This is a genomic window from Micromonospora sp. NPDC051196 (assembly GCF_040682415.1).
Classification (GTDB): domain Bacteria; phylum Actinomycetota; class Actinomycetes; order Mycobacteriales; family Micromonosporaceae; genus Micromonospora.
Map to the genome: position 1 here is coordinate 1,001,098 of NZ_JBFBAY010000001.1, position 15,196 is coordinate 1,016,293.

Annotated in this window: 8 protein-coding genes; 3 read left to right on the forward strand and 5 right to left on the reverse strand. The window is 73.2% G+C overall.

Annotated features, from left to right (window positions below):
• Positions 1 to 2 precede the first annotated feature (2 nt).
• The 4 genes from AB0M35_RS04620 to AB0M35_RS04635 form a co-directional block, all read right to left on the reverse strand.
• Positions 3 to 3,653, reverse strand: a complete 3,651-nt coding sequence (locus AB0M35_RS04620) for a hypothetical protein (RefSeq protein ID WP_363741336.1) — start codon at positions 3,651 to 3,653, stop codon at positions 3 to 5.
• A 183-nt stretch (positions 3,654 to 3,836) separates the two neighbouring features.
• The gene (locus AB0M35_RS04625; protein WP_363741339.1) at positions 3,837 to 4,637 is read right to left on the reverse strand and encodes a DNA-formamidopyrimidine glycosylase family protein; all 801 of its coding nucleotides are present in this window, start codon (positions 4,635 to 4,637) and stop codon (positions 3,837 to 3,839) included.
• Between the two features lie 436 nt (positions 4,638 to 5,073).
• Complete coding sequence (locus AB0M35_RS04630) at positions 5,074 to 5,409, reverse strand: CPCC family cysteine-rich protein (protein ID WP_363741342.1); 336 nt, start codon at positions 5,407 to 5,409, stop codon at positions 5,074 to 5,076.
• Positions 5,366 to 6,202 (reverse strand): SAM-dependent chlorinase/fluorinase, encoded by an 837-nt coding sequence (locus AB0M35_RS04635; protein WP_363741344.1) that lies wholly within the window; start codon positions 6,200 to 6,202, stop codon positions 5,366 to 5,368. Before AB0M35_RS04635 ends, AB0M35_RS04630 begins: the two co-directional genes overlap by 44 nt.
• A gap of 125 nt (positions 6,203 to 6,327) precedes the next feature.
• Between AB0M35_RS04635 and AB0M35_RS04640 the strand changes: the two genes are divergently transcribed.
• The gene (locus AB0M35_RS04640) at positions 6,328 to 6,906 is read left to right on the forward strand and encodes a hypothetical protein (RefSeq protein ID WP_363741347.1); all 579 of its coding nucleotides are present in this window, start codon (positions 6,328 to 6,330) and stop codon (positions 6,904 to 6,906) included.
• Positions 6,907 to 7,013: 107 nt separating this feature from the next.
• Here AB0M35_RS04640 and AB0M35_RS04645 read toward each other — a convergent pair whose 3' ends face one another.
• Positions 7,014 to 11,603 (reverse strand): ATP-dependent helicase, encoded by a 4,590-nt coding sequence (locus tag AB0M35_RS04645; protein ID WP_363741349.1) that lies wholly within the window; start codon positions 11,601 to 11,603, stop codon positions 7,014 to 7,016.
• 164 nt (positions 11,604 to 11,767) lie between these two features.
• On the opposite strand from AB0M35_RS04645, the gene AB0M35_RS04650 reads away from it, so the two are divergent.
• Both AB0M35_RS04650 and AB0M35_RS04655 read left to right on the forward strand, forming a co-directional pair.
• Positions 11,768 to 12,145 carry a hypothetical protein gene (locus AB0M35_RS04650; protein ID WP_363741351.1) on the forward strand — a complete coding sequence of 126 codons (378 nt, stop codon included), beginning with the start codon at positions 11,768 to 11,770 and terminating at the stop codon, positions 12,143 to 12,145.
• 204 nt (positions 12,146 to 12,349) lie between these two features.
• Complete coding sequence (locus AB0M35_RS04655; protein WP_363741353.1) at positions 12,350 to 15,187, forward strand: Na+/H+ antiporter subunit A; 2,838 nt, start codon at positions 12,350 to 12,352, stop codon at positions 15,185 to 15,187.
• Positions 15,188 to 15,196: the final 9 nt, after the last annotated feature.

Below are 15,196 nucleotides of genomic sequence, written 5' to 3' on the forward strand. Positions count from 1 at the left end.
GGTCACTCTGGGGTGGTGACCGGGATGGTGCCGGTGAACGGGGAGGCACCGACCACGTTGAACGAGCGGATCCGGTAGTGGTAGGTGACGCCTCGGGCCAGGCCGGTGTTGGTGAAACCTCGACCGGTGACGGTGAAGGTGGCCAACTCGCGGGTGAAGGCGACGTCGAGGGCCCGCTGCACGGTGAAGCCGGCGCCCTGGCTGGCGGGAGTGCTGGCCGCCCAGCTCAGCACCACCGTGGCGGTGTCCGGGCCAGGTGTGCTCGTGGCCACGCTCACCGAGGTCGGTACGCCCGGTGCCGGTGGGCTGGTCACCGTGGCCACCGTCGACCAGGGTGAGGCGGCGCCCAGGTAGGTGGTGCGTACCCGGTAGTAGTAGGTGGTGTCGGGGGCGACCGCCGGATCGATGTGGTGGTCGCCGACGCCGATGGCGGTGGTGCCCGGCCCGCTGGTGAAGGTCGGGTTGGTGGCCCGCTGCACGTCGATGCCGGTGGCGAAGGAGCGGTTGGCCCAGCGCAGCGCGACGCGCAGGGGAGCGGCCGGGGGTATCGTCGCGGTCAGCTTCGTCGGTGCGGCGAGCTGCACCGACGCCGGGACGCTGTTCGACCAGGCGGAGCAGCTGACCGTGTTCTCCGCCCGGATCCGGTAGTGGTAGGTGACGCCGGGGGTGATGGTGGCGTCGGTGTACCGGGTCGCGCTGGCCGCCACGGTCAGCTCGGTCAACCCGTGGGTGAACGTCGCGTCGGTGGCGCGTTGCAGCAGGTGACTGGTGGCCGGTGGTCGGCTGCCGTTGCCGGTCCAGGTCAGGTTGATCGCCGGTAGGGCGGTCGCCGAGCCGGGCGCGGGGGTGGCGGTCAGCCCGCTGGGCGACCGAGGGGCGACGCGTACCACCAGTGGCCGGCTCATGCCCTGGTCACGGTGCCCGCTCGCGCCACTGCACCAGCGATATTCCCAGCCCAGGCTGACCAGTTGATTGACCACCGAGGCCGGTCGCCCGTCGAGTGGACTGACCGGGGTGGACCCGACCGGTACGCCGACCGGGCGGGTCGGGTCGAGCAGCCGTACGCTGTCGCCGATCTTGAACGGTAGGGGCGGTGCCTCCGGACGCAGCGCCAGTACCACGTCCTCGCCCGGGTCGACCCGGATGATCTGTTTCCAGCCCAGTTCCCCCGGGTGCGGGGGGCGGATCGCGCCGTCCCGGCCGACCCGACCGACCACCTGCACGTCCAGCCCGTCGAAGCGCACCGGGTGGCTCTGTCGGCCGGTGCCGCGTACCCGCCACAGTTGGCTGCCGTCGCCGGGCGCGCCGACCGGTACGGCCGGGTCGCTGATCTGCAGCACCTCGGTGGCCGGATCGTTGGGCCCGAGCGGCAGGACGGTCTCGGCGCGCGGCCCGGCGTGCGGGTGCGCCACGCCGAGTCGCCCGGTCAGCCGGCCGTGCTCGGGCTCGAAGACCTGCCGCACCGCCTTGACCACCAGCGGCAGGGTGACCGGCGCGGCGGCACCGGCGGGAGTGAACTCGACCCCGGTGGCGTGCACCGGGATCCGGGTCGGGCCGGCGGTGACCGTGCCGAAGCAGGGGTCGTACGCCGGGTCGGGTACGACCGGGGGACGTTGGCTGGCCGCGTACGCGGTGGGTAGCCGTTCGCGCAGCCGGTCGAGGTCGTACGGCGCGGCCGGGGTGCCGGCCACCCTTACCTGCACCAGGGTGCGGGTGTTCGGGCCGTAGCCGGGAACGCTGCGCGGTGCGCCACCCTCGGCGGTGCGGTCCGGCGCACCGCAGTGGTGGTCGTAGCGGGGGTCGAAGGCGGGAAACGGTGCGGGGCAGTCGTTGTAGAGGATCAGGGTGCTGCCCGGGGTGACCGTGGCGAAGTCCACCAGCACGTCGGCCCGTTCGCCGGGGGCCAGCAGCAGCGCGTGCCCGTCGACGTTGAGCACGGCCGGGTCACGCCGGTCGTAGCGGAACCCGACCGGCCGGTTGGCAATCACCACAGGCGCCGGCAGCAGGCCGCACTCGTTGCCGATCCGGACCAGTTGGGGTCCGCCGGCGTCCGGGTCGGGCACTCCGCCGGGCCGATTGTCGGTGGGCCAGCCTGCCGGACGCCCGGGTGCCCGCACCGCGTCGACCATCGGCACCTCACCGGCGTCGGCGTCGGCGAGCCGGCCCTCGGGCGTCCACATCGGCTCGTTCGAGCCGGCCCGGTACAACTGGAGGTTGAGCCAGCGGTCGGTGCATGCGTTGAGGATCCGCCACCGGTACACCCGGGGCTCGACCTCCAGGTACGGGTAGGCGGCCCCGTTGACCAGCACGGTGTCGCCGTACGCGGCGGGCACCGCGCTGGGGTGCGGCACCCCGGGCACCTCCGGCGGCTCGTCCGGCTCGGTGACCGGGTCGTGGCGCGGGTTGGGCACCGCTGTGGCGTCCGGTCCGGCAGCCGGCACGGTACGAGACCACGGGCCGTAGTCCCACCGGCCGGTGGGGTTGCTGCCGTCAGGCTGGTACGGATTCTGCCGGGGCTGGTAGACGTGCGGGTGCCAGAGGCTGCCCCGGGCCCCCCAGCGCTGCCGGTCCCAGGTCGGGTCCTGGGTGGCGAGTTGGGCGTCGTCCGGTACGAAGGTCTTGTCCTCGAAGACCAGGGGCACCTGCTCCTCGGGCAGTACGCCGTCGGCGACCAGCCGGTCCTCCGCCTCGTCGGTGAGCAGGCAGAGCGCGACCTGCCCGGAATAGACGGTCAGCCGGGACAGCCCGATCGTGTTGTCATGGAACCAGAGCAGCCGTCCGCTCTGCTCGTTCGGGTAGTAGACCGTGGTGGCGCCCTGCCCGGGGTGCGGCATGTCGGGCACGTGCGTCAGGCCGACGCCGGTCGGATAGGGGGTGATCTCACCGGCGGGCGTGATCCACTGGTGAGGGTTACCGGCGCTGATCCAACCGGTGTGCGCCCCGGCCAGGTGCAGCACCGCCCGGTTCTGTGGGTACGGCGCTGGCCCGCCGAGCGGGCCCCTGCCGGCTGCGGGCACGGTCGGGTCCACCGGCAGGAAGAGTTCGCCGGCCGGGCCGGCGGGTAACCGGTTGATGAACTTGATCCGCACTGGCCGGCCCCGACGGGCCAGGATGACCGGGCCGAGGTGCCAGGCACGCGGCGGCGGGGCGACCGTGTTGTGTCCGTCGGCGTCGGTGCCCAGGTTCAGTTGCCGGTAGCCGCGCAGCCGGGTCACCGGCAGGTCCTGGTGCAGCCGTTGGGTGTACTCCGTCAGCCCGATCTCGTAGTAGTCGCAGCCGGGATGACTGATGGTGTCCGGCACCGCGACGGGAAGGTGGGCGCCGAGGGGGGTACGCCCCAGCGCGCCGAGGCCGGGCAGCGGGTCGACGAACTTGCGGATCCCGGTGCCGACCACCACCGCGCCGGTGGAGTCGACGACGGGCAGCGGACTGTGGGCGTGGTTCGGTATCGGGCCGAAGCAGCGTGGTGCCGCCGCCGGGTCCAGGCTCGCCGGTGCCGGTGTGCCGGCCGGTTCGGGCGGGGCGGTGACGCCCGCGATCTGGTCCGGATCCGGGTCGGTGCGCGCGCCGGGGACGGTCCCGGACGAGGCCTGCTGTGCACTGCGGGTGGTGCGGTCGAGCCAGGTCGACCGGAGTCTACGGAACACGGCCATGGCTCTCCCGGTGATCGGGGCGCGGTCGGCCGCCACCCCGACGTGGTCGGCCGTATCACGCTGCGTTGACTATCCGTGAGCGCTCAACCGCAGCATGCGACGCCGTCGGCCGGTTAAGGAAGTACCCAAACGTGTCAATTTGCTGCTCATCCGGCGTGTTGTTTCGCGCCACCCCGGCTGCGATCAGGTGGAGGCGGTGCTGGGCTGGCAGTGGGGACACCAGTAGGTGACCCGTTCGCCCAGTTCCTCCTTGCGGACAGCGGTGCCGCACCGGCGGCACGGCTGGGCCCGCCGCCCGTACACGTAACTGGTCTGGCCGCGCCGCAGCGACCCGGTGGTGCTCTGCGTCCGCCGGCCCCGGTTGGCGGCCAGCAGGTCGTGCGCCATGGTGACCAGGCCGGGGAGGTCGGGCACGTCACCTACCCGGGTCCGCGGGTCTATCCCGCGCAGGAACAGCACCTCGCACTTGTAGAGGTTGCCGACACCGGCCAGGTTGCGCTGGTCGAGCAGTGCCTCGGCGATGCTCTCGGCCGGCCGGCTGGCCAGCCGGCGGACCGCCTCGACCGGGTCCCAGTCCGCGCCCAGCAGGTCGGGGCCGAGGTGCCCGACGAGCCGATGCTCCTCGGCGGTCGGCACCAGCGCCACCTCGTGCAGGTGGTAGCCGACGGCGGTCGCGGTCGCGGCGTGCAGCACCACCCGGATCAGGTGGGCCGGTCGGGCGTTCCAGCGTTCCCCCGGGGCGTACGTCCGCCACGCGCCGTCCATCCGCAGATGCGAATGCAGCGTCCAGCGTGCCGTGCCGGTCGGCTCGTCCAGTCGGATCAGCAGGTGTTTTCCCCGGCTGGCGCAGTCGGCCACCAGCCAGCCGGTGAGGTCGGTGGTGGCCAGTCGGGGCACCCGGAAGTCGCTGCCGGTCAGCCGGGCTCCGGTCAGCGCGCGGGCCAGGACGCGGGCGGTGTTCCACACGGTGTCACCCTCGGGCATCCCGCCATTATCCCCCGACCGAGTGCAATTCACGTGTATCGCTATCTGTAGCGCACTTCTCATCGATCTGTATATGGGCGCAGGATTGGGCGAATATCTGGAGGATTGCCTCCGGCTCGGCGGAGCGCCGTCGCCGAGGGGGCTGCTGGTGACCGCCGCACGTACCCTCGCCGCACCGGCGACCTTCTGGGACGGGCTGCAACTGACCACGAACGCCTGGGTCGACGTGGCGTACCTGTGGACCGGTACCGGTCCTCGGGGTGTTGTCGGTGACGGACCGCTGAACATCCGCAGCGGCCCGGGCACCAGCTACGCGACGCGCGGCCTGGCCGCGCGGCACGGTGCCCCGCTGCTGAACCGGGGGCCGAGTCGGGCCGGTGTCAGGCGGCTTCTGCCCGGCTCGGCCGGCGGGGTGTCGGTGCCGGGCGTCGAGACGTCAGGGCAGTTCCTCGGGCCGCGGGGCGCGTACCAGATCTTGATAGCGGGGGTGGCAGGCGCCGTAGACGGCGAAGTTGAGCCGGGCCATGGAGAGGCTCAGCTCGCCGTTCGGCCCGCCGCGCACCACCTCGGCATCGGCCTCACCCTGGCCGTCGTCGGTCCAGAAACACACTGGACAGGTGCCGCCGCCGGTCCGGGACGCGCAGCAGGGACAGGCGGCAGGCACCCAGCGATCTTCCACTCCGACAGCCTTCCACAGTGGACGTTTCGTGCGTGTGGCGCCGGGCCGGTCAGCAGCCGGCGAGTCCGTCGACCCGCAGCAGCGTACCGGCATCGACGGCGAGCACTTCGGCGGCCCGGCCACCGTTGACCGACAAAGCGACCCGGTCGGCCGAGTCGACGTGCGCCACCAGGGCACCGGGTGGCGCATCACCGAACGTACGACCGTGCACCGCCGTACGCTCCCAGCTCTGCTCGTCCGCCGGGCGGATCCGGACCCGGTCCGGCAACGCGAGCAGCAGATCGGCCGGGGCAGCCAGTTGGACGTTGCCGAAGTGGTCCACGGTCAGCACCTCGGCGGTGAAGCCGTCCGGCCGTACCTCGACCACCGGGGCGGGCAACCGGATCAGCGTCGACGGGTCGACGGCCGGGCCGGCCTCGGACAGCGCGGCACCCGACGCCAACCGGGCCGCCACCGGAGCGAAGACGTCCCGACCGTGGAAGGTGGCCGAGACCTGATCCGCCAGCCACCGCGGATTGGTCAACTCCACCGCTTCGGTCACCCCGCCGAGCGCGTCGGCGGCATCGATCAGCAGGCCGTTGTCCGGCCCGACCAGGAACCCCTCGGGGGTGGCCAGCGCGATGCCCCGTCGGGCCGTACCCACACCCGGGTCGACCACCGCCACGTGCACCCCGACCGGCAGGTGCGGCACGGTCTGGGCGAGCACCGCCGCACCCCGCCGGATGTCTCCCGGCGGCACCAGATGGGTCACATCGATCACCCGGACCGCCGGTGCGAGCCGGGCGATCGTGCCGTGGCAGGCCGCCACGAAACCGTCGGCCAGGCCGTAGTCGGTGGTCAACGAGACGACCTCGGCCGATGAGGTGGTGCGCGTACTGCTGGTCACGGCATCGGATGGTACGTGCGGCGGCCGGCACCTGCGGGCAGCCACCCGCCATGGCGGATAGGTGACAGACGCACTGACCGACCGGCCACTGCCCGGGATCCGCCGGCTTGGGCAGACTGTCAGGAGTGACCCACCGGATGATCCTGCCCGCCGTCGTTCTGCTCTCGGCCGCAGCCGCGCTCACCGCCTGCGGCGGTGATCCGGATCGGCCCTCCACGGCCGACCCGGCGGCGACCTCGGCCGCCAGCACCGCAGCGGAACCGACCAGCCCGGAACCCCCCGCCGCCCCGACCGCCGCAGCCGAGCAGACCGCCGAGGCGCCGGGCGGACCGAGCCCCGACAGCACCTCTCCTCGGCTGCCGCTGAGCCCACCGCCGGTGGAGTTGCCGCCCCGCCAGCCGGGCGCGCCCACCGCCCGGGAGGTCATCGCGGCATTCCGGGCCGCCGGTCTGAAGGCTGCCAACTCGCGGGACCGCTCGGTCGAGTGCGGGCCGGACGGGCTCGGGTTGGGCTGCTCCGAGCTGGTCGTCACCGACGCTGTCGCGGTGTACGTGTTCCCGGACGAGAGCAGCGCCGGTGACCTGGCCGAGCGGTGGAGTGGCGCCTCCTACCGTCGAGGCACGGTGGTGCTCAACTACCTGGAAGCGCCGACGCCGAAGGCCGACCGACCCCGCTACGAGAAGGTCCTCGCCGGCCTGCGCTGAGGGCCCGCAGGATCACGCCGGGCCTGCGGGCATCCGTTTGCCGGCGCCGACAGGAGTACGGCGTCCGGCAGGATCACGGCTTCCGCAGGATCACGGCGCCGGCAGGGTCAGGCGCGTAGTCGTAGACCGCGCGGGGTGGTGCGGAACCCGGCGGCGGTGAGCGCGTCGCTCAGCGCCGAGGAGCGCACCGCCTCGCCGTCGGCCCGCTCCACCGAGATCGGCCCCAATGCGCCGGAGCCGACAGCATCGGCCAGGGCCTTACCGGCGCCGGCCAGCGCGTCGGGGTCGTCGGTGAAGGAGAGGATCGTGCGCCCGCCCCGCTCCACGTAGAGCACCAGGTCACCGGAGACCAGCACGACCAGGGCCCCGGCCTTGCGCCCGGCCCGGTGGCCGGTGGCCGGTGCTGCCGCTTCGCCGGACTCGACCACCCGTTCCGGCCAGGGCAACGCCGCACCGTATGGGTTCGCCGGATCGGTGGCGGCCAGCACCACGGCTGGGCCACCGCGGACCGGCGTGGCGCCCAGCGGCTCGGCCAGGGCACGGATCCGGTCCACCGCGCCGGGCACGGCGAACTGTGCCGCGCCGAGCCCGTCGACGAAGTAGCCGCGCCGGGCGGCCCCGCGTTCCTCCAGCGCGGTCAGCACCGGATAGACCGCGGCGAAGCCACCGGAGACCTGCTCGGCCACGACCGCCCCCCGGGTGAGCACGCCGTGGCGTTCCAGCAGCACGTCGGCCAGGGCGGCGGCCCGCCGGGTCGGATCGGTGTCGCGCTCCGGCAGTCGGGACCAACGACCGGCCACCGTCGGTGGGCCGCCCCGGCTGGGCAGGGCCACCCGCCCCGGACGTCGGTAGCGGCCGCGCGCCGCCGCTGGTCGGGCCCGATGCGCGCCGCCACCCCCGAGCACCGTCCGCAGCGGCGCCAGGGTGTCGTTGGTGAGGTGCCCGGCCCAGACCAGGTCCCAGATGACCGTGGTCAACTCGGCGTCGTCGGTGGCGCCGACCCGGTCGGACAGCGCCCGGAAGAACAGCGCCTGACCGTCACCGAGGGCGTCGAGCACCGCGTCGTGCAGGGGCGTACGGGCCAGCGCCTCGTCCGGCGGCGGGAGCAGCAGCGGTGCGACGTCGGCGTACGCCAGGCTGACCCAGCCGTCCCCGCCGGAGATCGCACCGGCACCGGCCCACACCACCTCGCCGCTGGCACACAGCTCGTCGAGCAGCGCGGGGGAGTAGTCGGCCACCCGGACCGGCAGCACCAGTCGTTCCAGCGCCGACGCCGGCACCGCCACGCCCTGCAACTGCTCCACGACAGCGGCCACCGCCTCGACTCCCCGGGCCGACGAGCCGACCTGCTGCCAGCGGGGCAGGAAGGTGGCCAGCGCCCGGGGCGGCACCGGCTCGATCTCCCGGCGCAACGCCGCGAGGGACCGGCGGCGCAGCAGGCGCAGCACCTCCGCGTCGCACCATTGGGTGCCGACCGTCTCCGGCGTGAACTCGCCGGAGACCACGCGGCCGGTGGCGGCCAGCCGGCGCAGCGCCTGTTCCACCACGAAGACCCCCAGCCCGAACCGCGCCGCGCAGCTGGCCGCCGTGAACGGGGCATGGGTGCGGGCGTACCGGGCGACCAGGTCGCCGAGCGGGTCGGCCACCGGTTCGAGGTACGCCTGCGCCACCCCCACCGGCAGGGCCACGCCGAGCGCGTCGCGCAGCCGGCCGGCGTCCTCCACGCCCACCCAGCGGTCCTGCCCGGCGATGCGCACCCGCAGTACCCGGCGGCTGGCCGCCAGGTCGGTCAGCCAGTCGACGGGCGCGCCACGCTCGGCCAGCTCCTCGGTGCTCAGGTCGCCGAGCTGACGCAGCAGCTCGACCACGTCCTCCGCGTCGCGCGGCCGGCGCTGCGGGGTCAACCAGCGCAGTTGCCGCTCGGTCTCGGTCAGCACCGCCGGGTCGAGCAGTTCGCGCAGATCGACCCGACCGAGCAGCTCGCCGAGCAGGGCCGAATCCAGCGCGAGTGCCGCGGCGCGGCGCTCGGCGAGCGGGGCGTCGCCCTCGTAGAGGAAGGCGCCGACGTAACCGAAGAGCAGGGAGCGGGCGAACGGCGACGGCCGGGGCGTCTCCACCTCGACCAGCCGCACCCGGCGGCCGGCGAGGTCGCGCATCACCTGGACCAGGGCGGGCACGTCGAAGACGTCCTGAAGGCACTCCCGGGCGGCCTCCAGGGTGACCGGGAAGTCGGCGTACTCACGGGCGACGTCGAGCAGTTGGGCGGCCCGTTGCCGCTGCTGCCACAGCGGCTGGCGGCGGCGGGGGTCACGGCGGGGCAACAACAGCGACCGTGCGGCGCACTCCCGGAACCGGGCGGCGAACAGCGCCGAGGTGCCGACCGACTCCTCCACCAGCTGGGCGATCTCGTCGGGATCGAAGGCCACCACGTCGGCGCCGGGCGGGCTGTCGGCGGTGTCCGGCAGGCGTACGACGATGCCGTCGTCGGAGGGCAGCACCTGCGCGTCCAGTCCGTGGCGTTCGGCCAGTCGACGGCCGATGGCCAGCGCCCAGGGCGCGTTCACCCGGGCACCGAGCACGCTGTGCACGGCCAGCCGCCAGTCGCCCAGCTCGTCGCGGAACCGCTCGACCACCACCGTCCGGTCGTCCGGCAGCGCGCGGGTAGCGGCCTGCTGCTCACGCAGGTACGCCATCAGGTTCCCGGCGGCCCAGTCGTCCAACCCGGCAGCGCGTAGCGTGGCGGTGGCCTCCGCGTCGCCGTGGCGCAGCAGCGCCCGGATCCGGGCCCCGATCGCCCGGCCCAGCTCCACCGGGCGCCCCGGCTGGTCGCCCTTCCAGAACGGCATCTTGGCCGCCTGGCCGGGTGCGGGGGAGACCAGCACCCGATCCGGGGTGATCTCCTCGATCCGCCAGGAGGAGGAGCCGAGCAGGAAGATGTCGCCGACCCGGGACTCGTAGACCATCTCCTCGTCCAGCTCGCCGACCCGGGCGGCGCGTTGCGCGCCGGCCAGGAAGACGCCGAAGAGGCCCCGATCCGGAATGGTGCCGCCGCTGGTCACCGCGAGCCGCTGCGCACCCGGACGGCCGGTCAGCACGTCGGTGGCGCGATCCCAGACCAATCTTGGCCGCAGCTCCGCGAAGGCGGTCGACGGATAACGCCCGGAGAGCATGTCCAGTACGGCGTGCAGGGCCGAGTCGGGCAACTCGGCGAAGCTTGCCGCCCGGCGGACCACCGCCGCCAGGTCCCCGACCCGCCACTGGTCCAGCGCGACCATCGCGACGATCTGCTGGGCGAGCACGTCCAGCGGGTTGCGGGGATGGTGCAACTCCTCGATCGTGGCCTCGCTCATCCGCTCGGCGACCACCGCACAGGAGAGCAGGTCGCCACGGTGCTTGGGCAGCACCACCCCGCGCGACACCGCGCCGACCTGGTGCCCGGCCCGGCCGACGCGTTGCAGGCCGGCGGCCACGCTCGGCGGTGCCTCGATCTGCACCACCAGGTCGACCGAGCCCATGTCGATGCCGAGTTCGAGGCTGGAGGTGGCGACCACGGCGGGCAACTGACCTGCCTTGAGCGACTCCTCGATGTGCTGGCGTTCCTCCCGGGAGACGCTGCCGTGATGCGCCCGGGCGATCACCGCCGGGGCGCCGCCCACCGCGCCGGCCTGGGCCATCATCTGCGCGGGTGTGCGGCTGGTGCCGGCCGCCGGTGCCACTGGCGGCTCGTCCGCCGCCTGTTCGGCGGCGAGTTCGTTGAGTCGGGCGCAGAGCCGTTCGGCGCTGCGGCGGGAGTTGGTGAACACGATGGTCGAACGGTGCGCCCGGATCAGGGCGTACACCCGCTCCTCCAGGGCCGGCCAGATCGACGCGGTGCGTGGCCCGCCGAGATCGTCCTCGGGTGCCGGCTGTTCGTCGAGGCGGGTCATGTCCTCCACCGGCACCTGGACGCTGACCTCGATCGTCTTGGCGGTGACCGGGGCGACCACCTCGACCGGTCGGGCGCCGCCGAGGAACCGGGCGCACTCCTCGACGGGCCGGACCGTCGCGGAGAGCCCGATCCGCTGCGCCGGTGCGGGCAGCAACTCGTCGAGCCGCTCCAGGGAGAGCGCCAGGTGGGCGCCGCGTTTCGTGCCGGCCACCGCGTGCACCTCGTCGAGGATCACCGTCTCGACGCCGCGCAGCGAGTCGCGCGCGGCGGAGGTCAGCAGCAGGAACAACGACTCCGGGGTGGTGATGAGGATGTCCGGTGGGGTACGGGCGAAGGCCCGGCGCTCGTCGGCCGGGGTGTCACCGGTACGCATGCCGACGGTGATCTCCGGCGGGGGCAGCCCGAGCCGGCTGGCGGCCTGCCGGATGCCGGCCAGCGGGGCGCGTAGATTTCGTTCGACGTCGACCGCGAGCGCCTTGAGGGGGCTGACGTAGAGCACCCGGCACCGGTGCCGAGGATCGGCCGGGGCGGGGTCGCGGGCCAGCCGGTCGAGTGACCAGAGGAACGCGGCGAGGGTCTTGCCGGAGCCGGTCGGCGCCACGACGAGGGCGTTGCGCCCGGCGGCGACCGCCGTCCAGGCCCCGACCTGGGCTGCCGTCGGTGCCTCGAAGGCGGCGTCGAACCACTCCCGAGTCGCCGCACCGAACTGGGAGAGCGCCGGGTCGCCCGCCGCCGCTGTGCTGGAATCCGCCACGAGCCCATCCTGCATCGCGGCACCGACACCCGCCGACGTCCGGCAGGGGGTTATAGGCTTATTAAGCTGCTCTTGCCTGTTTGAGCGTTCAATCCGTTAAGTCTTACTTAACTGCTTGCTTGTGGCAGGCAACATAAAGTAACTTCACCCGCGGTGTGGCGAGCGGTGGAGGAGGTCGGATGGCCGTCGAGCAGCGGGGCCCAGGATCCGGCACCGACGTTCTGATCCGCAAGGTCGACAGTCGTGTCGTCGCTCTGCGCGCCGGCCTGCACGGCCCCGACCTCGAGTTGGCCGAACGACTCGCCAGTTGCCTGCGGGAGCTGGTCGCCGTCACCGCGCAGGCCAGCGCGGCCGATCGCGCACAGGTGCGCGTCGCCGTGCACTACTTCGTCCTGCGTCGGGAGAGCCGGGGCCAACTGCTGTCCGTGCGCTCCCTGGCTGCCACCCAGCGGCTGGTCAACAAGGCGGCCCGGCGGATCGGCCGACCGGATCTGATGGTGGAGGTCCGCCCCGGACGCGACCCGCTCCCGCCGGCACCCCGCCCGTCTCACCGGTGACCCGGGCGCCGCTGGTCGGCGACCGACCGGGCCGGGCTTCGCGGAATCCCCTGCACGCATCGTGATGGTGGCCTGTCGCAACAAAGGCGAATATGGGGTTTTTTCGGCAAAACCGCCCATTGAGCGCCGAATTGTCGTCTGATCGCTCTTAGGCGCCAGGCACGCGAAACGGGCGCCGCTGCCCCACCTCGACCGGGAGCGCGCGTGCTCGTACTGCTGACCCTGCACCTCGCGGCGGCCATCGTGGCGCCGCTACTGGTTCGCCGGTGGGGTCCGCGCGCCTGCTATCCGCTGGCCCTGGCGCCCGCCGCCGCGTTCGGTTGGGCACTGGCGCGTACGCCGGACGTGGCCCACGGCGGCGCGGTGGTCGAGACGTACCCATGGATCCCGCAACTGGGCCTGGACCTGGCGTTTCGGATGACCACCCTGTCCTGGCTGATGACGCTGCTGGTCGGTGGCGTCGGCGCGCTGGTGCTGGTCTACAGCGCACGCTACCTGCCACCCGACGCCGTCGGCACGGCCCAGTACGCCGGCGTCATGGTCGGATTCGCCGGGGCGATGCTCGGGCTCGTCCTCGCCGACGACCTGCTGCTGCTCTACGTCTGCTGGGAGTTGACCACCGTCTTCTCGTACCTGCTGATCGGGCACAGCACCGAGCGGCGTTCCGCCCGCTGGGCGGCCGGCCAGGCGTTGATCGTGACCACGCTCGGCGGCCTGGCCATGCTGGTCGGGTTCATCATGCTCGGCCACCACGCCGGCACCTACCGGTGGTCCGAACTCGCCGAGCGCCCGTTGCCCGGCGGCTCGTACCTGGTGATCGCGGTGCTGCTGATCCTGCTCGGGGCGCTGTCCAAGTCGGCGCTGCTGCCGTTCACCTCGTGGCTGCCGGTGGCGATGGCGGCGCCGACGCCGGTGAGCGCGTACCTGCACGCCGCGGCGATGGTGAAGGCCGGCATCTACCTGCTCGGCCTGCTGGCCCCGGTGCTGGCCGGGGTCGGGCCGTGGCGTCCGGTGGTGCTGGTCGCCGGTCTGGCCACCATGGTCATGGGCGGCTGGGCGGCGCTGCGACAGACCGACCTGAAACTGCTGCTCGCGTACGGCACGGTCAGTCAACTCGGCCTGCTCGCGGTGGCGGTCGGCGTGGGCACCGCGGATGCCGCGCTGGCCGGCGTGGCGATGCTGGCCGCGCACGCCCTGTTCAAGGCGGCGCTGTTCCTCGTGGTCGGCGTGATCGACCATGGCGCCGGCACTCGGGACCTGCGGAAGCTGTCTGGACTGGGGCGCGGCGCTCCGGTGCTGGCCGGCGTCGCCGTGCTCGCCGCCGCGTCGATGGCCGGCGTACCACCGTTGCTCGGCTTCGTCGCCAAGGAGGCGGTGTTCGCCGCCTTCACCGATCGACCGGTGGTCCTGACGGTGCTGGTCGTCGGCACCGTGCTCACGGTCGCCTACAGTCTCCGGTTCCTCTGGGGCGCCTTCGGCACCCGCCCGGGAACGGCCCCGACCAGGCTGCGGCGGATCCCACCGGCGATGCTGCTGCCGCCGGCCGCGTTGGCCGTGGTCGGGCTCGTCGCCGGCTCGGCGGCGGGTCAGGTCGACCACCTGTTGCGGCCGTACGCCGAAAGCCTCGGACCCGTCCACGCGCACCTGGCGTTGTGGCCCGGTCCCAACCTGGCGCTCGGGCTCTCCGCGCTGGCCCTGGCCGGCGGGGCGGTGCTGTTCGTGTCGCGCCGTCCGCTGGCCCCCGCGCTGGCCCGGCTACGTGCACCGGTCACCGGGCCCCAGGGCTACGAGTGGATCACCCATCGCTTCGACCGGGTCGCCGTGGACGTCACCAGCGTCACCCAGCGGGGTTCGCTGCCGCAGTACCTCGGTCTGATCCTGCTCGTGTTGGCCGCCGTACCCGGCGGTGTGCTGCTGGTGATCCGGCCCTGGGAGCACCCGATCGCGGTGTGGACGACCCCCGTGCAGCCGGTGGTGCTGCTGGTGATCAGCGTGGCCGCGCTGCTCGCCGTGGGTGCCCGCCGCCGGCTGACCGCGATGCTGCTGGTCGGCATGACCGGCTACGGCACCGCGATGCTCTTCGTGCTGCACGGCGCACCGGATCTCGCGCTGACGCAGTTCCTGGTGGAGACCGTGACGATCGCGGTCTTCGTGCTGGTGCTGCGTCGCCTGCCGAAACGGTTCTCGGTCCGACCGCTGTGGAGCAGCCGTTGGATCCGGCGGGCGATCGGGACGATCGTGGGGCTGACCATCGCCGGACTGGCTGTCGCCGCCGCCACCGCCCGGCACGCGCGCAGCATCTCGCTGGACTACCCCGAACTCGCCGTCGAACGTGGGCACGGCCGCAACGTCGTCAACGTGACGCTGGTCGACATCCGCGCCTGGGACACCCTGGGCGAGTTGACCGTGCTGGTGGTCGCCGCCACCGGGGTGGCCAGCCTGGTCTTCCAACGGTCCCGCACCGGCCCTCGGCCGCGTCGGCTGGACGTCGACCGGGGCGAGGTCGTCGCCGGTCGTCCGGTCTGGCTGCGCGGCGGCGCCACCCTGCACGAGCGCAACCGGTCGCTGGTGCTGGAAGTGATCACCCGGCTGATCTTCCATACCGCCGTGCTGTTCTCGTTCTACCTGCTGTTCTCCGGCCACAACGCGCCCGGCGGCGGCTTCGCCGGCGGGCTGGTCGCCAGCCTGGCGCTGACCATGCGGTATCTCGCCGGTGGCCGGTACGAGTTGGCCGAGGCCGCACCGGTCGGCGCCGGCACGGTGCTCGGTGCCGGGTTGGCCATGGCGGTCGGTGGCGCGATGGTCTCCCTGCTGGCCGGTGGTGCCGCGCTGGAGAGCGCCAAGGTCGACTTCTGGCTGCCGCTGGTCGGTGACTTCTATCTGGTCACCTCGATCTTCTTCGACGTCGGGGTCTACCTGGTGGTGATCGGGTTGGCGCTGGACGTGCTGCGCAGCCTCGGCGCCGAGGTCGACCGGAACATCGAGGCCGACGGTGGTCCCGAGGGTGGACTCGCCGTCGAACCCGAGGGAGGGCGCAGGTGAGCGGTACCG